Source organism: Georgenia thermotolerans (assembly GCF_009193185.1).
Classification (GTDB): domain Bacteria; phylum Actinomycetota; class Actinomycetes; order Actinomycetales; family Actinomycetaceae; genus Georgenia; species Georgenia thermotolerans.
The window spans coordinates 1-18,839 of the sequence record NZ_VUKF01000064.1 but is presented as its reverse complement, the minus strand read 5'-3'; the positions used below and the strand labels follow the sequence as shown (position 1 = coordinate 18,839).

The following is an 18,839-nucleotide window of genomic DNA, read 5'->3' as shown; positions in this document are numbered from 1 at the left end:
CCTCGCGGCCGTCGGCCGCGGCGGCGCGCGTCCGCCCCGGGCTCGGCGCGGGCTCGGCGCCCCCGCGGGTGCTGCGCGCCGTGCGGCCGCGCACGACACCGATGAACGCCTCGAGGCGCGGGTCCTCGTCGTCCTCCCGCCAGGCGAGGCCCACCTGGGACTCGGCGACCCCGTGCACCGGGCGGTGCACGACGTCCTTGCGGTGGTGCAGGCGTGCGACGGACAGCGGCAGGATGACGACGCCGGCCCCGGACGCGGCCACCTCGATGGCCTGCTTGGCCGTCATCGCCGGCACCGGCACCCGGGTGCCCTCGCGCACCTCGGTGGCCAGGGCCGCCCACTCGGGCACCGCGGCCGGGTCCTGGAGCAGGTGCTCGTCGGCAAGGTCGGCCACGTCCACCTCGTCGAAGGCGGCCACGGGATGCTCCTTCGCCGCGACGACGACCGGGGCCTCCCGGTAGAGCGGGATGAGATGGAGGCCCGCACGGTCCACGGGCAGGCGCACCAGGCACATCGCGGCCGCGCCGCGGTGGAGGACGGCGACCTGCTCGGCCTCGTCGACCGGGGACGCCTCGAGCGGGACGTCGGGGTAGCGCTCCTCCCACCGGCGCAGCCACTTGTCGGGCGTCACGCCGGGGACGAACCGGATCCGGAACGGCTCCGCCATGACGGCACCTCCTCCTGTGCGGGCACCCACGCTAGTGCAGCGGCGCGTCGGGCCCGCGCGGGCAGCGCATAGGCTTCCGTGCCATGAGCTCGCCCAAGCCCCAGATGATGAAGCCGCAGACCGCCGCCCGGAAGCTCGGTGTCCTCCTCTCCGCCACCCCGGCGGAGTTCCAGGCGGGCATGGTCAGCCGCGAGGAGCTCAACGACCTCCAGGCGAACCCGCCGCAGTGGCTGGCGGACCTGCGGCGCAACGGCCCGCACCCGCGCCAGGAGGTGGCCCGGCGCCTCGGCGTCTCCGCCTCCGGGCTGGCGCGCGCCGGGGTGACCGAGCCGCTGACGACGGAGCAGATCCGCGGGCTGCTCGACGAGATGCCGGCCTGGCTGGTGGCCGAGCGGGAGACGCAGGCGCGGGTGCGCGCCGAGAACAACCGGCTCAAGGCCCGGGCCGCCGACGAAGCCTGACGTCGCGGACGCCGGGACGCACGATCCGGCGTCCCGAGACCCGCTCGATGGCCACGGCGATGGTGACGACCCGGCCGTCGACCCAGGAGCCGGGCTCGGGCAGGTCGGCGTCCACGAGCGGATCGCCGGCCAGGCGCGTGTGCCCGCTGACGGTGACCGACCAGCCGGTGCGGGTCGCCGGGTCGGCGCCCAGGACCCCGAGGGTCATCACGGCGTCCGCCGCCGCGGCACCGAGCTTGCCGCCATACCCGGTGCGCACGACCACCTCGCCGTCGTGGACGGCGAAGTTGACCGGCGTCATCTCGGGGCGGCCGGCGTCGCAGTAGGCCAGCCAGGCCACGGGCGCCGTCGCCAGGAGGCGCAGGCACTCCGCGCGCTCGAGCCGCTCGAGGGTGGCCGCCACCGCCCTCCCTCCCCTCGTCCATCGGCGCCGCGACCTCCGCAAGCGTAGGGCGTCCAGTGGGCGAGCGGACCGCTCGTCCGCGAGCGCCGTGGCATTGGCCGGGTCCGTCACCAGTGTGGCAGCCCGGGCGCCGCCCCGGGTGGGATCGAGGTCCTGGTGCACGTCCGGGGCCGCGGGCCGCTGCACGGGGCTACCGTGCAGCCATGCGCCCGCCGCACGGGCCCGCGGACGGGCCGCTGACCCGGCTGGCGGACGGCACGGTGAAGCAGGTCAACCCCCTCACCGGCACCGAGGTGTGGACCGTGCCCGGGCGGGCCCAGCGGCCCTGGCACGCCGACGCCCCCGCCCCCGGCCCGGTCGACCCGGCCCGCGCCGGCCGCTACTGCGCGTTCTGCCCCGGCAGCTTCCTGCAGACCCCGCCGGAGAAGGCCCGCCTGGTGCCCACCGGCGACGGCGTCCCCCGCCTGCTCGAGCACCTCCCGGCCGAGCGGCTGGCCGAGCCGGCCGAGCTGCGGCTGGTCCCCAACCTCTTCGCCATCCTCGGCTACGACTACTGGCGCACCAACTACGGCTACACGGCGCCGGCCGCGGCCCTGGCTCACGAGCGGGCCTACCTCGCCACCCCCGCCGGGCGGGCCCACGTGCTGGGCGTCGTCCACGACCGGCTGCGCGCCGGCGGCCTCACCGAGGCGGCGTGGGCCGCCATGAGCGAGGCCGAGCGCCTCGCCCCCGCCACCGCGCTGTTCGCCTCCGGCCACGACGTCGTCATCGCCCGCCGCCACTTCGTCGACGGCGCGACGACGGACGACCAGCTCGCCGGCGCGGGCACCCTGACCGTGGCGGAGCACCGGCACTTCGTGGCCTTCACCGCCGAGGCCGCCCGGCGCCTGTACGCGGCCAACCGGTTCGCCAGGTACGTCGCCGTCTTCCAGAACTGGCTGCGCCCGGCGGGCGCGTCCTTCGACCACCTCCACAAGCAGGTCGTCGCGATCGACGAGCACGGCGGCCAGACCGACCGCGAGCTGGCCCTGCTGGCCGCGAACCCGAACCTGTTCAACGACGCGGCGGTCAACCACGCCGTCGCGGCCGGCCTCGTCGTCGCCGAGAACGACCACGCCCTCGCCTTCGCCGGTTTCGGGCACCGCTACCCCACCCTGGAGGTGTACTCCAAGAGCCGGCGCAGCCTGCCGTGGGAGCACGACGACGACGAGCTCGCCGCCGTCGCCGACCTCCTGCACGCCTGCCACGCCGCCACGGGCGCGGCGGTGCCGACCAACGAGGAGTGGCACCACCGCCCCGCCGACGTCACGGCCCCGATGCCGTGGCGGGTCATGCTCAAGTGGCGGGTCTCGACCATCGCCGGCTTCGAGGGCGGCACGAAGATCTACCTCAACACCCTCGACCCGTGGGCGCTGCGCGACCTGATGGTGCCGCGGCTGCGGGGGCTGCGCGCCGCGGGCCGCATCGCCCCGATGGACCTCGGGCCCGAGTGCGCCGCCCGCCCGGACTGCCTGCGCTACGCCCGCTGAGACCCGGGCTGCGACCGCCAGGGCCCGGGTGTGCAATGGACGGGCACACGGAAGGGGGGCGGCCGTGGACTGGGCCGGCGGCTGGTTCGCCGCGGAGAACTACGACGCCGCGCGCTTCGTGCTGCAGCGCGGCATCGCCCTGGTCTACGTCATCGCCTTCGTCGCGGCCCTGCGGCAGTTCCGTCCGCTGCTGGGCGAGCACGGGCTGCTGCCGGTGCCGCAGTTCGTCGCCCGGGTGCCCGCCCGGCTCGCCCCGAGCCTGTTCCACTGGCGCTACTCCGACCGGCTGCTGGTCGCCGTCGCCGCCGTCGGCGCGCTGGTGGCCGCCGCCCTGGTGCTCGGGCTGCCGCAGGCGGGGCCGCCGTGGGTGCCGCTGCTGGCGTTCCTGCTCGTGTGGGCGCTGTACCTGTCCGTCGTCAACGTCGGGCAGGTGTTCTACAGCTTCGGCTGGGAGTCGCTGCTCCTCGAGGCCGGCTTCCTCGCCGCGTTCCTCGGCTCGGACCGGGTCGCGCCGCCGCTGACCGTGATCGTCCTCTTCCGGTGGCTGGTGTTCCGCCTGGAGTTCGGCGCCGGGATGATCAAGATGCGCGGCGACCCGTGCTGGCGGGACCTGACGTGCCTGTACTACCACCACGAGACCCAGCCCATGCCCAACCCGGGCAGCTGGTTCTTCCACCACCTGCCCCGGCCGCTGCACAAGGTGGAGGTGGCGGCCAACCACGTCACCCAGCTCGTCGTCCCGTTCCTGCTCTTCGCGCCCCAGCCCGTCGCGACGGCGGCCGCGGCCGTCGTCGTCGTCACCCAGGGCTGGCTCATGCTCTCGGGCAACTTCGCCTGGCTGAACTTCCTCACCATGCTGCTGGCGTTCTCCGCCGTGGGCGACGGCGCCCTCGACCGGCTGCTGCCGTGGTCGGTGGGCACCCAGGCGCACGAGCCGACGCCGGCGTGGTTCGCCGTCGTCGTGCTCGCCGTGACGGCGCTGATGGTGGTGCTGAGCTACTGGCCGGCGCGCAACCTCGTCGACCGGCACCAGAGGATGAACGCCTCGTTCAACCGCTGGCACCTGGCCGGGGCCTACGGCGCGTTCGGCTCGATCACCCGCCGGCGCGACGAGGTCGTGGTCGAGGGCACCGAGGACGACGACCCGTTCACCCCCGACTGGCACGAGTACGAGTTCAAGGGCAAGCCCGGCCGCCCCGGACGGCTGCCGCGCCAGTGGGCCCCGTACCACCTCCGGCTCGACTGGGGGATGTGGTTCCTCGCGCTCGGCTCGCCCTCCCAGCACCGCTGGTTCACCGTGTTCCTCCTGCGCCTGCTCGAGGCGGACCGGCCCACCCTCGGGCTGCTGCGTCACGACCCCTTCGCCGGCCGCCGCCCCCGGTACGTGCGCGCCCGGGTCTTCCGCTACCGCTTCTCCACCTGGGAGGAGCTCCGCCGCACGCGTCAGTGGTGGCAGCGGCAGGAGCGGGCCCTCCTCGTGGCGCCCCAGAACCTGCAGAACATGCACCAGCTGTTCTGAGACCCCTCGGAGGGAGGGTTCGTCATGGTGCCATCGAACGCACCCGGATCCATCGTCCTGGCCGCCGCCCAGGGGGCCGCCACCGCCGGCCCCGGCCGCCTCATCCTCGCCACGGTGCTGGCCATCGCCGCCGTCGTCGTCCTCATCACCTGGGCGAAGATCAACCCCTTCCTCGCCCTGATGCTCGGATCGGCGGTGCTGGCGATCGTCTCAGGCTTCAACACCGGCGACGCCGTCACCAGCTTCGCCAAGGGGGTGGGCGACACCTTCGGCAGCGTCGGCATCCTCGTCGCGCTCGGCGCGATCGTCGGCAAGCTGCTCATCGACTCCGGCGGCGCCGCCCAGGTGGTCGACCGGATCGTCTCCCGGGTCTCCGGCGGGGCGCTGCCCTGGGCGATGGCCGGGGCGGCCGCGCTGGTCGGGCTGCCGATGTTCTTCGAGATCGGCGTCGTCCTGCTCATCCCGATCGTGCTCATGGTCGCCCGCCGGGCGCGGGTGCCCATCCTGCTCGTCGGCATCCCGGCCCTCGCCGGCCTGTCGGTGCTGCACGGCATGGTCCCGCCGCACCCGGGCCCGCTGGTGGCGATCAGCGCCCTGAAGGCCGACCTCGGGCTCACGCTCGCCTTCGGCCTCATCTGCGCGATCCCCACGGTCATCATCGCCGGGCCGCTGTTCGGGCGGGTCGTCGCCAACGTGGGGCCGCGGGAGATCACCCCGGACAGCCCGATGTTCGCCGAGCTGCAGGCGGCGGCGGGGGTCCGCGAGGCGCCGGGCACCGAGGAGCGGCTGCGCCGCACCCCGGGCTTCTGGGTCACGGTGGGCACCGTCCTGCTGCCCGTGGTGCTGATGCTCGCCCGCGCCGTCGCCGAGATCGTCTCGGCCAAGGGCAACCCCGTCCACGACGTGCTCTTCGTCCTGGGCACCCCGGTGGTCGCGCTCCTGCTCGGCACCCTGGTGGCGATGTTCACCATGGGCTACAGCGTCGGGGCCGGCAGGGGCGGGGTGGCGGACACCATCAACGCCTCCCTGCCGCCGATGGCCGGCACGCTGCTCATCATCGCCGCCGGCGGCGGGTTCAAGCAGACCCTGGTCGACTCCGGCGTCGGGAACCTCATCGGGAGCTGGGCATCCGCGGCCCATCTCAGCGTGCTGCTGCTGGGCTGGGGCGTCGCCGTCCTCATCCGCCTGGCCACCGGCTCGGCGACGGTCGCGACCATCACCGCCGCCGGCATCGTCGCCCCGCTCGCCGCCGAGCTGTCCCCGGCGCACCTGGCGCTGCTCGTCATCGCCGTCGGCTCGGGCTCGCTGTTCTTCTCCCACGTCAACGACGTGGGGTTCTGGATGGTCAAGCAGTACTTCGGCATGACCGTCAAGCAGACGATCCTCAGCTGGTCGCTCATGGAGACGGTGATCTCCGTGTGCGGGCTCATCTTCGCCCTGCTGCTGAGCCTGGTGGTGTGAGGCGGCGGCCGCGCCCTGCTCAGCAAAAACCGGGGCGCGCGCGGCCGGTGTGCGGCAGGGTGGGCGCGTCCCGCCCCGTGGCCGCCGGCCCCGCCCCGACCGGAGCACCGATGATCACCCACCTCAACCCCGCCACGCTGCACCACAACCCCGCCTTCTCCCAGGGCGTCCTACTGGACGGCCCCGGCCGGCTGCTCGTCGTCGGCGGCCAGAACGGCGTCGGCCCGGACGGGCAGGTGGTCGCCGCGGACGTGCACGCCCAGACCGCGCAGGCGCTGCGCAACGTCCTCGCCGTGCTCGCCGCCGCCGGGGCCACCCAGGAGCACGTGGTGAAGATGACCGTCCACCTCGTCGCGGGCGCCGACGTCGCGGCCGGCTACGCCGCCGCCCAGGAGGTGTGGGGCGCCCACCCCACCGCGCTGACCGTCCTGCAGGTCGCCGGCCTGGGCCGGCCCGAGTGCCTCGTGGAGATCGAGGCCCTCGCCTACCTGCCGGCGGCCTGACCCCAGGGCCCACCGCTCCCCGGTTCTACGCGCCCACCCGCGGCGGCCGGCCCGGCGGCTGGGGCGGGCGCGGCAGCAGCGCCTCGCGGCGGCGCAGCGGGCGCACCACGGCCTGGAGCGGGGTCACCTGGACCCGCTCCCCGTACACGACGAGCGGGATCGCGGCGTCCTGCTCGCCGAGGATCCGGCAGGTCACCTCCTGGCGGGTGATCTCCACCTGCACGCGCGCCCCGCGCCAGCGCAGCCGGAAGGACAGCCGGCTGATCTGGTCGGGCAGCACCGGGTCCAGGTGGAGCACGCCGTCGGCGCGGCGCAGCCCGCCGAAGCCCTCGACGATGACGATCCACGCCCCGGCCAGCGAGGCGATGTGCAGCCCGTTGGCGCTGTTGCCGTGCAGGTCGTGCAGGTCCACCAGCGCCGCCTCGTGCAGGTACTCGTGGGCGAGGTCGAGCTGGCCCACGTCGGCGGCGACGACGGCCTGGGAGCTGGCGGACAGGGAGGAGTCGCGCACGGTGCGCCGCTCGTAGTAGTCGAAGTTGCGGGCCTTCTCCTCGTCGGTGAAGGCGTCGGGGAACCAGTGCATGGCCAGGACCAGGTCGGCCTGCTTGACCACCTGTTTGCGGTAGAGCTGGAAGTACGGCTCGTGAAGCATGAGCGGGTACCGGTCCGCCGCCGCCTCGAAGTCCCACTCCGCGAAGCGGGTGAAGTTCTCGCACTGGGGGTGCACGCCCAGCTCGACGTCGTAGGGCACGTGCACCGCCTCGGCCGCGTCCCGCCAGGCGGCGATCTCCTCGGTGGTCACGTGCGCGTTCTCCGCGCCCAGGGGTTGGCGCACGCAGGCGTCCGCGGCGGCGCGCAGGTTGTTCGCGGCCATGAGGTTGGTGAAGACGTTGTCGTCCACCAGGGCGGTGTACTCGTCGGGGCCGGTGACGCCGTCGACGTGCCAGCGGCCGTGGCGGTCGTGGTGGCCCAGGGAGTGCCACAGCCGGGCGGTCTCGACGAGGACCTCCAGGCCCGTGTCGCGCTCGAGCTCCTCGTCGCCGGTGCCCAGCCGGTACTCCTCGAACGCCCGGGCGATGTCCGCGCCGATGTGGAAGGCCGCGGTGCCGGCGGGCCAGTACGCCGACGTCTCCTCGCCGTCCACGGTGCGCCAGGGGAAGGCGGCCCCCTCCAGGCCGAGGGTGCGGGCCCGCTCGCGGGCCTTGCCCAGGGTGGAGGCCCGCCAGCGCAGCGCGTCGGCGGCGGCCTTGGGGGCGGTCAGGGTCAGCACGGGCAGCACGAAGCCCTCGATGTCCCAGAAGGTGTGGCCGTTGTAGCCGGTGCCGGTCAGGCCCTTGGCGCCGATGGCCCGCCCCTCGGTGCGGGCCCCGGACTGCAGCACCTGGAACAGGGCGTAGCGCACCGCCTGCTGGATGACCGGGTCGCCCTCCACCTCCACGTCCGCCCCGCCCCAGAACTCGTCGAGGTACTCGCGCTGGCTCAGCCGCAGCAGGTTCCAGCCGGTGTGGCGGGCGGCGGTCAGCGCCGCGGCGACCTGGTCGCGCAGCGCCGGCGCGGAGCGGGTGGTGGACCACCCGTAGGCGAGGAACTTCACCACCTTGAGCTTCTCGCCCGGGCGCAGCAGGGTCACGATGGTGGTGCGCGCCCAGTCGCTGCGGGCGTCGTTCTCGATCTCGAACTGGGCGTCGCACTCGATGTCGTGGTCCATGCCGGCGGCCAGCTGCTGGCCGCTCTTGCGGGTGCGGTGCACCAGCACGGCGCCGGTCTGCTCGAGGTCCTGCCCGACGGCGATGAACGGGTCCTCCAGCGCGGCGGCCACCCGCGGGTCCCGGCTGTCCACCGCCGGCGGCGCCTCGTTGGCGACGAGCTCGGACTGCAGGATCACCCGGGTCTCCTCCACCGCCTCCACCACGTAGGACACCGCCGCGATCGCCCGCTGGACGAAGGAGACCAGCCGGGTGGACTTGATCCGGATCGGCTTGCCCGACGGCGAGACCCACTCCACCTGCCGGTGCAGCGTCCCCTCCTGCAGGTCCAGCTCCCGCTCGTGGCTGACCAGGCGGCCGTAGCGCACGTCGAAGGGCTCGTCGTCGACGAGCAGGCGCAGCAGCTTGCCGTTGGTGACGTTGACCATCGTCTGGCCGGCCTCGGGGTAGCCGTAGCCGCCCTCGGGGTAGGGCAGCGGGTGCCGCTCGAAGACGCCGCTGACGTAGGTGCCGGGGGTCTCGTTGGGCTCGCCCTCGTCGAGGTTGCCGCGCAGCCCGATGTGGCCGTTGGACAGGGCGAAGAGGGACTCCAGCTGCCCCAGCCGGCCCAGGTCGAGGGCCGGCTCGCGCAGCGACCACGGGTCGACCGGCAGCCCTCCGCTCACAGCAGCTCCCCCAGGTCGGTCACGACGACGTCGGCGCCGGCCTCGCGCAGCGCGTCGGCGTGGGCGTCGCGGTCCACGCCGACGACGAACCCGAAGCCGCCGGCCCGCCCGGCGGCGACGCCGGCGAGGGCGTCCTCGAAGACCGCGGCGCGCGCCGGTGGGACGTCCAGCCGGCTCGCGGCCTCGAGGAAGGTGTCGGGGGCCGGCTTGCCCGGCAGCGACAGGGCGTCGGCGACGACGCCGTCGACCACGGCGTCGAACAGGCCCGCCAGCCCGGTGACGTCCAGGACGAGGCGGGTGTTGGCGCTGCTGGAGACGACCGCGCAGGCCAGCCCGGCCGCGTGGGCGGCCTCGACGTAGCGGCGGCTGCCCGCGAAGACCTCCACGCCGTCGGTGAGCCGGCTCAGCAGCACCTCGTTCTTGCGGTGGGCCAGCCCGTGCACGCTGGCCGTGCCGGGCGGGTCCTCCGGCCCGCCCTCGGGCAGGCGGATGCGCCGGCTGGCGAGGAAGTCCCGCACGCCGTCGTCGCGCGGCTTGCCGTCGACGTGGCGGAGGTAGTCCTCCTCGGTGAACGGGGCGAAGGGCTCGCCCGTGCGCCGCGCGCGCTCGCGGAGGAAGTCGTCGAACGTCTCCGCCCACGCGGCGCGGTGCACCGCGGCGGTGCCCGTGAGCACCCCGTCGAGGTCGAACAGGCACGCCCGCACGTCGTCCGGCAGTCCCAGCACCGGCCCTCCTCCCCGCTCGGCTCTGGCGCCAGTGTTTCCGGCCGGGCGGCGCACCGCATCCGGGCGCCGGCGCCGCCCGCGAGCGCGACTGCGACGAAATTGCGGTGCGGCCGGTGTCACAGACAGCAACATCGTCACACTCGCGCTTCCCGCGGTCTCGAGTGCGCGGGGCAGCCCCGACGCCGGTGCGACGCGCCGCGGGGCTACGGCTCGCGGTTGACGGCGGTGAGCAGGACGACGGAGTCCTCCACCGCCGTCAGGCCGTGCCGCTCGTGCGGGATCGGCTCGAGGGAGCCGGCGGACAGGACGACATCGCCGCCGGGGCTGGTGAGCCGGACCCGCCCGTGCAGCACCTGCAGGGTCGCCGCCGGCGGGGTGTTGTGCTCCTCGAGCTTCTGCCCGCCGGCGAGGGCGATGACGGTCTGCCGCAGCGGCCCGTCGTGGATGATCTTCAGGGCGCTGCGCCCCCGCGGCGAGGCGGTCGCGGCGGCGAGGTGCTCGCTGACCAGGGCAGCCAGCTCGGGCATCGGTGATCTCCGTTCCCCCACCCGTGCGGTGAGACGTCAACTGGGGCGCGAGACGTCACGACGTGCGCGAGACGTCATCCGCGACGCGAGAGGTCAAGTCTGGCCCGAGCGGTCGACTTCGGCACGAGCGGCCGGACCAGGGCGGTGACGTCTCACCCCCACACAACGGGGGTCATCGGCGTGCCGGATGCGGCCCGCTGCGGTAGGAACGGCGCATGCCCAGTGCGATCGCCGCTCTCGCCATCGACGCCCGGGACCCGCGCCGCGTCGCCGACTTCTGGGCGGCGGCGCTCGGCTGGCAGGTCCTCGAGGCCGGGGACGACGGGGTGAGCATCGGGCCGGCGGAGCGCTCCGCGCCGGGCATCGACGTGCTCCCGGTCCCGGAGGGCAAGGCGGTGAAGAACCGCCTGCACCTGGACCTGCGCGCGGACGGCACCGGCCAGGCCGAGGAGGTCGACCGGCTCCTCGGGCTCGGCGCGACCCGCGCCGACGTCGGGCAGGGCCCGGACGTCAGCTGGGTGGTCCTCGCCGACCCGGAGGGCAACGAGTTCTGCGTGCTCGCCCGGTCCGTGCAAGACGTCGCGGCGGCCCGCTGATGCGCGCCGGCACGCTGGCTCGCACCGCCGCCGCGGTCGTGGCGACCGCGGTGACCGGCTCGGCCGCGACCGACCCGCGGGACCCCTGGTACCTCGCCCTGGACAAGCCCGCCTGGCAGCCGCCGCCCGTGGCCTTCCCGGTGGTGTGGACCGCCCTGTACGCGGACGTCGCCCTCGCCTCCGCCGCCGCGATCGACGGGCTCGAGCAGGCCGGCCGCGCCGACGAGGCGCGGGCGTACCGGCGGGCGCTGGCGGCCAACCTCGTCCTCAACGCCGGCTGGAGCTGGCTGTTCTTCCGGGCGCGGCGGCCGTGGCTGGCGGCGGCCGAGTGCGCGGTGCTCGCCGTCAACAGCGCGGACCTCGTCCGGCGCACCGCCCGCGTGAACCAGGGCGCCGCTGCCGCGCTGACCCCGTACGCCGCCTGGTGCGGCTTCGCCACGGCGCTGACCGCCGCCATCGCCGTCAAGAACCCCGGCGCATGACCTACGGGCTGTTCACCGGCTTCACCGCCCACCCGGGCCGCGGCGCCGAGCTGCTCGACGTCCTGCTGGCCGCCGCGGAGGCCCTCCGTGCGGACCCGGCGTGCCTGCACTACGTGGCCGGCACCGCCGAGGACGACCCCGACGCCGTGTGGGTCTGGGAGGCCTGGATCGACCGGGCCGCGCACGACGCCGCACTCGAGCCGCCCGAGGTGCGCGCCGCGATCGCCCGGGCCCGCCCGCTGCTCGCCGGCACGGCCGGCCGGACCGCCGTGCGCCTGCACGCGGGCAAGGGCCTGCCCGGCGGCGGCTGAGCCGGGCCTACGCTCGGGGCGTGGAGGTCGTCGTCGCGCTGGGCGCCGGTCGCGCGCACCTGATGCCCGACGGCGAGCCCCCCGCCGTCGTCCCCGTCGAGGAGCTGCCGGCCCGGGTGGACGCCCTCGAGCGGCACCGCCCGCGGTGGGTCTGGGCCGACACGGCGGAGGTCTACCCCGCCCTCCTGAGCGCCGGGGTGCGCGTGGAGCGCTGCCACGACCTGCGCCTGTGCCACGCCATCCTGCGGCACGCGGCGGCCACGGCCGCCTCGCCGCTGGCCACCGCCCCCACCGGGCCCTGGGACGCGGCCGGGGCGTGGGACGCCCTCGACCACGCCCCCACCCTGCTCGACGACCTCGGCGCGTGGGACCCCGCGGAGGTACGCGCCGAGCTGGGCCGCCAGCACGCGGCGCTCGCCGCCGCGCCGGACCCCGGCCGGCTGCGGCTGCTGCTCGCCGCCGAGTCCGCCGGCGCCCTCGTCGCCGCGGAGATGCGTCACGACGGCCTGCCGTGGGACCCGCAGGTCCACGACCGGCTGCTGACCGCGCTGCTCGGCCCGCGCCCGCCGCGTGGCGCCCGGCCCGCCCGGCTCGAGGCGCTCGCCGAGCAGGTCCGCGCGCTCCTCGGCGCCCCCGGCCTCAACCCCGACTCCCCGCCCGAGCTGCTGCGCGCCCTGCACGCCGCCGGCCTGGAGGCGCGCACGACCCGCAAGTGGGAGCTGCGCGAGCTCGACCATCCCGCCATCGCCCCGCTGCTGGAGTACAAGCGGCTGGCCCGGCTGCTCTCCGCCAACGGCTGGGCCTGGATGGACGAGTGGGTGCGCCCCGGCGCGGACGGGCGCCGCGGCCGGTTCCATCCCGACTACGTCCCCGGCGGCGTGGTCACCGGCCGGTGGGCCACCCGCGGCGGCGGGGCGCTGCAGCTGCCCAAGCAGGTCCGCGGCGCCGTCGTCGCCGACCCGGGCTGGCGGCTCGTCGTCGCCGACGTCGCCCAGGTCGAGCCGCGGGTGCTCGCCGCCATGGCGCGCGACGAGGAGATGGCCCGCGCCGGGCGTGGCGCCGACCTCTACCAGGGGCTGGTGGACCGCGGCGTCGTCGACACCCGGGCGCACGCCAAGGTCGCCATGCTCGGCGCGCTGTACGGGGCCACCACCGGCGAGGCCGGCCAGCTCGTGCCGCGCCTGACGCGCGCCTTCCCCCGGGCCACCGGCGTCGTCGAGCGGGCCGCCCGCACCGGCGAGGCCGGCGGGGTGGTGAGCACGTGGCTCGGCCGGACGTCGCCGCCCCCGCCCGAGGCGTGGCACCGCGCCCAGCGCCGGGCCAGCGAGCCCGACGCCCAGGAGGCCGACCGGCGCCGCGCCCGCCAGCAGGCCCGCGACTGGGGCCGCTTCACCCGCAACTTCGTCGTCCAGGGCACCGCCGCCGAGTGGGCCCTGTGCTGGCTGGCCGACCTGCGCGTCCGGCTGCGGGCCCTGGGCGACGGCGGCGTCCCCGCCTCCGACGTCGGGCGCGCCCGCGGCCCGCACCTCGTGTTCTTCCTCCACGACGAGGTCATCGTCCACTGCCCCGCCCACCTCGCCGACGACGTCGCCGCCGCCGTCCGCGCGGCCGCCGCCGAGGCGGGCCGGCTGCTCTTCGGGAGCTTCCCGGTGGACTTCCCGCTCGACGTCGCCGTCGTCGACAGCTACGCCGAGGCCGGCTGAGCGTCGGGCTACGGTAGCCGTGACCGCCGCCACCGGGTGAAGGAGAACAATGCCGCACCGTCCCAGCGTCCTGTTCGTCTGCGTGCACAACGCCGGCCGCTCGCAGATGGCCGCCGGCTACCTCAGGGCCCTGTCCGGCGACCGGGTGGAGGTCCGCTCCGCCGGCTCCGTGCCCGGCGACCGCCTCAACCCCGTCGCGGTCGAGGCGATGGCCGAGGAGGGCATCGACATCGCCGCCGCGCGCCCGGCGCTCCTCACGCCCGACGCGGTGCAGGCCTCCGACGTCGTCATCACCATGGGCTGCGGCGACGCCTGCCCGATCTTCCCCGGCCGGCGCTACGAGGACTGGGAGCTGGAGGACCCCGCCGGCAAGGACCTGGCCACCGTCCGGCGCATCCGCGACGACATCCGCGGCCGGGTCGAGGCCCTCCTCGCCGAGCTGGTGCCCGCACCCGAGCCCGGTACGCGCCCGGCCGCCGGCTGACCGCGTCCCATCCCGACGCCGGACCGACCGCCCGCGCACCCCGGCCGCGCCTACTGTGGGGGACGTGGGCGAGGCGGCCCGTTCCGTGCCCGGCCCGGCAGGCACCGCGCCGGGCCCGGACGTCGACGTCCTCGTCGTCGGCGCCGGCCCCACCGGCCTGGCCCTGGCCGCCGAGCTGGCCGCCACCGGCACCCGGGTCCGGCTCGTCGACCGCCAGCTCGACCGGGTGCACGAGTCCCGGGCGCTCGGCGTCCAGCCGCGCACCGTGGAGGTGCTCGCCCGCCTGGGCCTGGCCGAGGCGCTGGTCGCCGCCGGGAACCGCACCGTGCGGCTGGAGCTGCACGCCGGCGCGCGGGTGACCCGCGTCCCGCTGTTCGACCTCGGCCTGGCCGACACCGCCTACCCCTTCCTGCTGTTCCTCTCCCAGGCCGAGACCGAGCGGATCCTCACGGCGCACCTCGCCGCCCGGGGCGTGACGGTCGAGCGCGGCGTCGAGCTGACCGGGCTGGCCCAGGGCGCCGACGGCGTCACCTGCCGGCTCCGCCGCGTCGACGGCGGCGGCCCGGTGGAGCAGGTGCGGGCGCGCTTCGTCGTCGGCTGCGACGGCGCGCACAGCACCGTGCGCCGGCTGGCGGGCATCGCCTTCCGCGGCAGCGCCTACCCCCAGGACTTCCTCCTCGCCGACCTCGACGCCGACGGCGTCACCCCCGGCGCCGCGCATATGTTCCTCGCGCCGCGGGGCATCTTCTTCCTCTTCCCCCTCGCGCGTCCGGCCCCGTGGCGGGTGATCGCGATGTGGCCCGACGACGGCGGTCGCCCGGGCGGCACGCGGCCGGGGCGCCGCCCTCGCGAGCCGAAACCGGCCGGCGCAGCGCTCACCCTCGCCCAGGTGCAGGCCGTGGCGGACGCCTACGGCACGGGCGTCCGCGTGCACGACCCGGTGTGGATGACCCGGTTCCGGCTGCACAACCGCGGCGCCGCCCGCTACCGGGCGGGGCGCGTGCTCCTGGCCGGGGACGCCGCGCACATCCACAGCCCGGCCGGCGCGCAGGGCATGAACACCGGGATCCAGGACGCCGCCAACCTGGGCTGGAAGCTCGCCCTGGTGGCCGCCGGCGCCCCCGCGGCGCTGCTGGACACCTACGAGCGCGAGCGGGCCCCGGTGGGCCGGCGGGTGCGCAAGATGACCGACCTGGCCTTCGCCGTCGCCGTCTCCGGCCACCCGGTGCTCAGGCTGCTCCGCCGGCACCTGGCACCCCGGCTCGCCCCAGTGGTCCTCCGCGTGGCGCGCGGGCGGCCGGTGCGCACGATCACCGAGCTCGCCATCGCGTACCGGCGCAGCCCGCTGACGGTGCGCGGCGGGGCCCGGCGCGGCGGGCCGCGGCCGGGCGACCGGCTCCCCGACGGGCCGCTCGCGCCGGGCGACGACGCGGCGCCGCACACGCTCCACGGGCTGCTCACCGCCCCCGGGTTCCACCTGCTCCTGTGCGGGGACTGGGACGCGGGCGCCGCCGCCGAGCTCGCCGGGCCGCACCTGACCGTGCACCGCCTCGCGCCCCGGCCGGCGCCCGGGACGCTCATCGCCCCGCCGGTCACCTGGCGCCGCCTGGGCGGGGCGGGGCACCTGCTCGTGCGCCCCGACGGCTACGTCGCCGCCCGCGGCGGGGCCGACCTCGCGGCCGTGCGCGCCTACCTGGCCGCCTGGCTCCCCGCCCCGGACCGGCCGAGCACCCCCGCCCCCTGACCAGCCGTGCCCCGGCCGTCCAGGCGCCGGACCATGACCTCCTCGACCCCGGTCGGCCCGTCGATGCTCTGCCCGGTGGCGGCGAAGCCCGCGCGGGCGTAGGCCCGGCGGGCCGCGGCGTTGCGGCGGTGGACGCGCAGGACCACCGCCCGGGCGTCCGGCGCCACCCGGGCGGCGAGCTCGACGGCCAGGGTCACGGCGGCGGTGCCGATGCCCCGGCCCTGGTGGCGCGCGTCGATCGACAGCCCGCGCAGCAGCACGTGCGGCCCGGGGTAGACGGACCGGCCGGCGGCGTCGGGGTGCAGCGCCCCCACCCCCACCGGCTCCGGCGGGCCGTCGGTGCGCTCGACCAGGATGACGAAGGTGCGCCGGGTCGGGTCGTCGACCCCGCGCTTGACCACCGAGGCGGGCGAGCCGGAGAAGTCCCGCTGCTCGGGCAGCACGTCCAGGGCGGCGAGCTGGCTGGCCAGGCGGCCCGCCTCGGACGGCGGCACGTCCTCCAGCAGCCTGATCCGCACGTTCGGCACGGCGGCAGGCTAACCGCCGTCCGCGGGCACCACCACCGCGGCGGCGGGGTCCAGCCGCACCCGGACCCGCCGCGCCGCCCCCGGGTGGGGCCCGGCGACGGCGGTGGCCCGCTGCCCGTCGGGCAGGACGACGTCGAGCTCGCTGCGCCCGCGGCGGAACCGCACGGCCGCGACGTCGACCGGGGTGCCGCCGTCGTCGCTGACGCGCAGCGCGGCCGGACCCAGGGCGAGCAACGCCGGGCCGGGCGGCACCGCCCCGCCCGCGCCGCCGGGGCCGAGCGGCACCTCGCCGAGCGCGGTGCGGGCCGTCCCGTCGGTCACCTGCGCGGGGAGGAAGGGCCCGTAGCCGAGGAAGCCGGCCACCTCCCGGCCCAACGGGGCGCGCCAGAGCCGGTCGGGGGCGTCGACCTGGGCCAGCCGGCCGGCGATCATGACGGCCACCCGGTCGGCGACGGTGAAGGCCTCGTCGTGGTCGTGGGTGACGTACAGCGCGGTGGTGCCGGTGGCGCGCAGGATGTCGCGCAGCTCGCCGGTCAGGTGCTCGCGGAGGCTGCGGTCGAGGGCCGAGAGGGGCTCGTCGAGCAGGAGCAGCGCCGGCTGCGGGGCCAGCGCCCGGGCCAGCGCCACCCGCTGGGCCTGCCCGCCCGAGAGCGTGCGCACCGCCCGCGGGCCGAAGCCGGTCAGCCCCACCAGGTCGAGCAGCTCCGCGACGCGGCGGCGCCGCTCCGCCCGCGGCACCCGGGCCATGGCGAGGCCGTAGCCGACGTTGCCGGCCACCGACCGGTGCGGGAAGAGCTGGCCGTCCTGGAACATCAGCCCGAAGCCGCGCAGGTGCACCGGCACGCCCGCCAGGTCCCGCCCGGCCCACCCCACGGTGCCCGCGGCCACCGGCTCCAGGCCGGCGACGGCGCGCAGCAGGGAGGACTTGCCCGAGCCGGAGGGGCCGAGGAGGGCGACCACCTCGCCGGCCGGGACGTCGAGGTCGACGCCGGCCACCGCCGTCGCCGGCCCCTCGGCGCCGGGGTAGGTGACGACGAGGTCGCGCACCTCCAGCCCGCCCCCGGCGGGCGCGCGGACGGCGGCGGGCCGCCGGTCCAGCTCGTTCACCATGCCGTGGCCTCCGTGGTGCGCAGCCGCTCGGCCAGGGCCATGACGCCGGCGGTGAGGACCGCGAGCACCACGGCCGCGGCGAGGGCCATGCCGTAGTTCTCCGCGCCGGGGCGCCCGAGGAGCCGGAAGATCACCACCGGCAGGGTCGGCCGGTCGGGCCGGGCGAGGAACGACGTCGCCCCGAACTCCCCCAGTGAGACCGCGAACGCGAACCCGATCGCCAGTCCCAGCCCGCGCACGAGGTAGGGCCCGTCCACGGTGGCGAGCACCCGCCCGCGCGAGGCCCCCAGCACGGCGGCGACCTCACGCTGGCGCGGGTCGATGGCACGCAGCACCGGCAGCAGGGTGCGCACCACCAGCGGCACCGCCACCACCGCCTGGGCGATGGGCACGAGCACCGGGGAGGAGCGCAGGTCCAGCGGCGGGTGGTCGAGGGTGATGAGGAACCCGAACCCGACCGTGACGGCGGAGACCCCCAGCGGGAGCATGAACAGCGCGTCGACCAGGCCGACGGCCCGGCGCCCCGTCGTCGAGCGGGGCCGGCGGGAGGCCACCAGGGCTACGAGCACCCCGACGACGACGGCCAGGGTCGTGGCGTCCACCGCGATGCGCAAGGAGTTGGCGGTGGCCTCCCACACCGTGACGGTCAGGGCGTTGTCCCCGCCGGTGGTGCCCAGCGCGCGGTAGTTGCCCAGCCCCCACCCGTCGGCGGTGCGCAGCGAGCGGGCGACCAGCCCGGCCAGCGGCAGGAGCAGCAGCAGGCCGACGACGGCGGCGGTCACCAGGGCGGGCAGCAGGTCCGGGCCGGGCCGGGCGCCGCGGCGCAGCCGCAGCGGGTGGTCGGTCTCGGCGGTGCCCAGCTGCAGCGCCCGCTCGCTGCGGCGCCGGGCGCGGCCGGCGACGGCGAGCGCGGCGCCGACGAGGACCACCTGGACCACCGAGAGCACCGCGGCGGCGCGCAGGTCGAGGAACTGGGTGGTCTGCACCCAGATCTCGGTCTCGACCGTGCCGTAGCGGGTCCCGCCCAGGACGAGCACCACCCCGAAGGCGGTGGCGCAGAACAGGAAGACGATCGCGGCGGCCGAGGCGATCGCGGGCGCCAGGGCGGGCAGCGTGACGGTGAGGAAGGCCCGCCACGGCGAGGCGCCGAGGGCCCGGGCGGCCTGCTCGGCGCGCGGGTCGAGCCGCGCCCACAGGCCCCCCACGGTGCGCACGACCACGGCGTAGTTGAAGAACACCAGTGCCAGGACGACGGCGGCCTGCGTGCCGTCCAGGCGGAGGAAGCCCAGCGGGCCGCCCTCGGCGAGCAGCGAGCGGAACGCCACGCCGACGACGACGGTGGGCAGCACGAAGGGCACCGTCGCCATGGCCCGGACCAGCCCCCGCCCCCGAAAGCGGCACCGGTAGAGCACGTAGGCGCCGGGCAGCCCGAGCAGCACCGCGCCGGCGGTGCCCAGGACCGCCTGGGTGAGGGTCTGGCCGAGGATGCGCCAGGTGCGCGGGCGGGACAGGACGTCGGTGACGCCGGAGAGGTCGAGGGCGCCGTCGGGGACGAAGCCGCGGCCGACCAGGGAGAGCACCGGCCAGGCGAAGAAGACCGCGAGGAAGGCGAGCGGGACCCCCGCGGCGACCGCCCAGCCCAGCCAGCCGGGCCAGCGCCGCGGCGCCGCGGCCCGGCGTGCGGGCGGCGGCGCCGGCGTGACCCGCGTCGGGCCG

19 protein-coding genes are annotated in these 18,839 nt (G+C 76.5%); 11 read left to right on the top strand and 8 right to left on the bottom strand.

Going from position 1 to position 18,839, the window contains the following annotated elements:
• Nucleotides 1-667 (bottom strand): LysR family substrate-binding domain-containing protein (locus GD970_RS19935; protein ID WP_152204650.1); only part of this gene is annotated, 667 nt, incomplete at its 3' end.
• Nucleotides 668-750: 83 nt separating this feature from the next.
• Here GD970_RS19935 and GD970_RS19930 point away from each other — a divergent pair.
• Nucleotides 751-1,128 carry a DUF5997 family protein gene (locus tag GD970_RS19930; protein WP_152204649.1) on the top strand — a complete coding sequence of 126 codons (378 nt, stop codon included), beginning with the start codon at nucleotides 751-753 and terminating at the stop codon, nucleotides 1,126-1,128.
• On the opposite strand, the gene GD970_RS19925 is transcribed toward GD970_RS19930, so the two are convergent.
• Complete coding sequence (locus GD970_RS19925; RefSeq protein ID WP_170297288.1) at nucleotides 1,100-1,531, bottom strand: pyridoxamine 5'-phosphate oxidase family protein; 432 nt, start codon at nucleotides 1,529-1,531, stop codon at nucleotides 1,100-1,102. The genes GD970_RS19930 and GD970_RS19925 overlap by 29 nt on opposite strands.
• 203 nt (nucleotides 1,532-1,734) lie before the next feature.
• On the opposite strand from GD970_RS19925, the gene GD970_RS19920 reads away from it, so the two are divergent.
• The 4 genes from GD970_RS19920 to GD970_RS19905 all read left to right on the top strand — a co-directional run bounded on the left by GD970_RS19920 (nucleotide 1,735) and on the right by GD970_RS19905 (nucleotide 6,543).
• A complete protein-coding gene (locus tag GD970_RS19920) occupies nucleotides 1,735-3,060 on the top strand; it encodes a DUF4921 family protein (protein ID WP_152204647.1) in 1,326 nt (441 codons plus the stop codon).
• A gap of 64 nt (nucleotides 3,061-3,124) precedes the next feature.
• Nucleotides 3,125-4,579: a lipase maturation factor family protein gene (locus tag GD970_RS19915; RefSeq protein ID WP_152204646.1), complete on the top strand. Its 1,455-nt coding sequence runs from the start codon at nucleotides 3,125-3,127 to the stop codon at nucleotides 4,577-4,579.
• Nucleotides 4,580-4,603: 24 nt separating this feature from the next.
• The gene (locus tag GD970_RS19910; protein ID WP_152204645.1) at nucleotides 4,604-6,040 is read left to right on the top strand and encodes a GntT/GntP/DsdX family permease; all 1,437 of its coding nucleotides are present in this window, start codon (nucleotides 4,604-4,606) and stop codon (nucleotides 6,038-6,040) included.
• Between the two features lie 110 nt (nucleotides 6,041-6,150).
• On the top strand, nucleotides 6,151-6,543 hold the full coding sequence (locus GD970_RS19905; RefSeq protein WP_152204644.1) for a RidA family protein: 393 nt from the start codon (nucleotides 6,151-6,153) through the stop codon (nucleotides 6,541-6,543).
• Nucleotides 6,544-6,568: 25 nt separating this feature from the next.
• On the opposite strand, the gene GD970_RS19900 is transcribed toward GD970_RS19905, so the two are convergent.
• The 3 genes from GD970_RS19900 to GD970_RS19890 all read right to left on the bottom strand — a co-directional run bounded on the left by GD970_RS19900 (nucleotide 6,569) and on the right by GD970_RS19890 (nucleotide 10,166).
• Nucleotides 6,569-8,914, bottom strand: coding sequence for a glycoside hydrolase family 65 protein (locus GD970_RS19900; protein WP_152204643.1), 2,346 nt, complete (start codon nucleotides 8,912-8,914; stop codon nucleotides 6,569-6,571).
• Nucleotides 8,911-9,639 (bottom strand): beta-phosphoglucomutase family hydrolase, encoded by a 729-nt coding sequence (locus GD970_RS19895; RefSeq protein ID WP_152204642.1) that lies wholly within the window; start codon nucleotides 9,637-9,639, stop codon nucleotides 8,911-8,913. Before GD970_RS19895 ends, GD970_RS19900 begins: the two co-directional genes overlap by 4 nt.
• Before the next feature lie 203 nt (nucleotides 9,640-9,842).
• Nucleotides 9,843-10,166 carry a cupin domain-containing protein gene (locus tag GD970_RS19890; RefSeq protein ID WP_152204641.1) on the bottom strand — a complete coding sequence of 108 codons (324 nt, stop codon included), beginning with the start codon at nucleotides 10,164-10,166 and terminating at the stop codon, nucleotides 9,843-9,845.
• A gap of 215 nt (nucleotides 10,167-10,381) precedes the next feature.
• Here GD970_RS19890 and GD970_RS19885 point away from each other — a divergent pair, with 215 nt between their 5' ends.
• The 6 genes from GD970_RS19885 (at nucleotide 10,382) to GD970_RS19860 (ending at nucleotide 15,486) form a co-directional block, all read left to right on the top strand.
• Nucleotides 10,382-10,762: a VOC family protein gene (locus GD970_RS19885; RefSeq protein ID WP_152204640.1), complete on the top strand. Its 381-nt coding sequence runs from the start codon at nucleotides 10,382-10,384 to the stop codon at nucleotides 10,760-10,762.
• On the top strand, nucleotides 10,762-11,244 hold the full coding sequence (locus GD970_RS19880; protein WP_152204639.1) for a TspO/MBR family protein: 483 nt from the start codon (nucleotides 10,762-10,764) through the stop codon (nucleotides 11,242-11,244). Before GD970_RS19885 ends, GD970_RS19880 begins: the two co-directional genes overlap by 1 nt.
• On the top strand, nucleotides 11,241-11,555 hold the full coding sequence (locus GD970_RS19875) for a putative quinol monooxygenase (RefSeq protein ID WP_152204638.1): 315 nt from the start codon (nucleotides 11,241-11,243) through the stop codon (nucleotides 11,553-11,555). The genes GD970_RS19880 and GD970_RS19875 overlap by 4 nt, the downstream gene beginning before the upstream one ends.
• Nucleotides 11,556-11,617: 62 nt before the next feature.
• Nucleotides 11,618-13,258 (top strand): bifunctional 3'-5' exonuclease/DNA polymerase, encoded by a 1,641-nt coding sequence (locus GD970_RS19870; protein ID WP_152204653.1) that lies wholly within the window; start codon nucleotides 11,618-11,620, stop codon nucleotides 13,256-13,258.
• A gap of 49 nt (nucleotides 13,259-13,307) precedes the next feature.
• Entirely contained in the window at nucleotides 13,308-13,742 is a 435-nt protein-coding gene (locus GD970_RS19865) for an arsenate reductase ArsC (RefSeq protein ID WP_152204637.1), read from the top strand.
• A gap of 64 nt (nucleotides 13,743-13,806) precedes the next feature.
• Nucleotides 13,807-15,486, top strand: coding sequence for an FAD-dependent monooxygenase (locus GD970_RS19860; protein WP_211489869.1), 1,680 nt, complete (start codon nucleotides 13,807-13,809; stop codon nucleotides 15,484-15,486).
• Here the strand turns inward: GD970_RS19860 and GD970_RS19855 are convergent.
• From GD970_RS19855 to GD970_RS19845, 3 genes are read right to left on the bottom strand one after another with little or no spacing between them, the layout of a single operon-like run.
• On the bottom strand, nucleotides 15,432-16,013 hold the full coding sequence (locus tag GD970_RS19855) for a GNAT family N-acetyltransferase (protein ID WP_152204636.1): 582 nt from the start codon (nucleotides 16,011-16,013) through the stop codon (nucleotides 15,432-15,434). The two genes, GD970_RS19860 and GD970_RS19855, sit on opposite strands and share 55 nt — an antisense overlap.
• Before the next feature lie 9 nt (nucleotides 16,014-16,022).
• A complete protein-coding gene (locus GD970_RS19850; RefSeq protein ID WP_152204635.1) occupies nucleotides 16,023-17,123 on the bottom strand; it encodes an ABC transporter ATP-binding protein in 1,101 nt (366 codons plus the stop codon).
• Nucleotides 17,117-18,766: an ABC transporter permease gene (locus GD970_RS19845; RefSeq protein WP_152204651.1), complete on the bottom strand. Its 1,650-nt coding sequence runs from the start codon at nucleotides 18,764-18,766 to the stop codon at nucleotides 17,117-17,119. The genes GD970_RS19850 and GD970_RS19845 overlap by 7 nt, the downstream gene beginning before the upstream one ends.
• Nucleotides 18,767-18,839: the final 73 nt, after the last annotated feature.

Excerpts from the sequence above, each read along its gene's own strand:
- GD970_RS19930 (WP_152204649.1), top strand. The coding sequence starts at position 751 with ATGAGCTCGCCCAAGCCCCAGATGATGAAGCCGCAGACCGCCGCCCGG.
- GD970_RS19920 (WP_152204647.1), top strand. The coding sequence starts at position 1,735 with ATGCGCCCGCCGCACGGGCCCGCGGACGGGCCGCTGACCCGGCTGGCG.
- GD970_RS19910 (WP_152204645.1), top strand. The coding sequence starts at position 4,604 with ATGGTGCCATCGAACGCACCCGGATCCATCGTCCTGGCCGCCGCCCAG.
- GD970_RS19905 (WP_152204644.1), top strand. The coding sequence starts at position 6,151 with ATGATCACCCACCTCAACCCCGCCACGCTGCACCACAACCCCGCCTTC.
- GD970_RS19890 (WP_152204641.1), bottom strand. The coding sequence starts at position 10,166 with ATGCCCGAGCTGGCTGCCCTGGTCAGCGAGCACCTCGCCGCCGCGACC.
- GD970_RS19885 (WP_152204640.1), top strand. The coding sequence starts at position 10,382 with ATGCCCAGTGCGATCGCCGCTCTCGCCATCGACGCCCGGGACCCGCGC.
- GD970_RS19880 (WP_152204639.1), top strand. The coding sequence starts at position 10,762 with ATGCGCGCCGGCACGCTGGCTCGCACCGCCGCCGCGGTCGTGGCGACC.
- GD970_RS19875 (WP_152204638.1), top strand. The coding sequence starts at position 11,241 with ATGACCTACGGGCTGTTCACCGGCTTCACCGCCCACCCGGGCCGCGGC.
- GD970_RS19870 (WP_152204653.1), top strand. The coding sequence starts at position 11,618 with ATGCCCGACGGCGAGCCCCCCGCCGTCGTCCCCGTCGAGGAGCTGCCG.
- GD970_RS19865 (WP_152204637.1), top strand. The coding sequence starts at position 13,308 with ATGCCGCACCGTCCCAGCGTCCTGTTCGTCTGCGTGCACAACGCCGGC.
- GD970_RS19850 (WP_152204635.1), bottom strand. The coding sequence starts at position 17,123 with ATGGTGAACGAGCTGGACCGGCGGCCCGCCGCCGTCCGCGCGCCCGCC.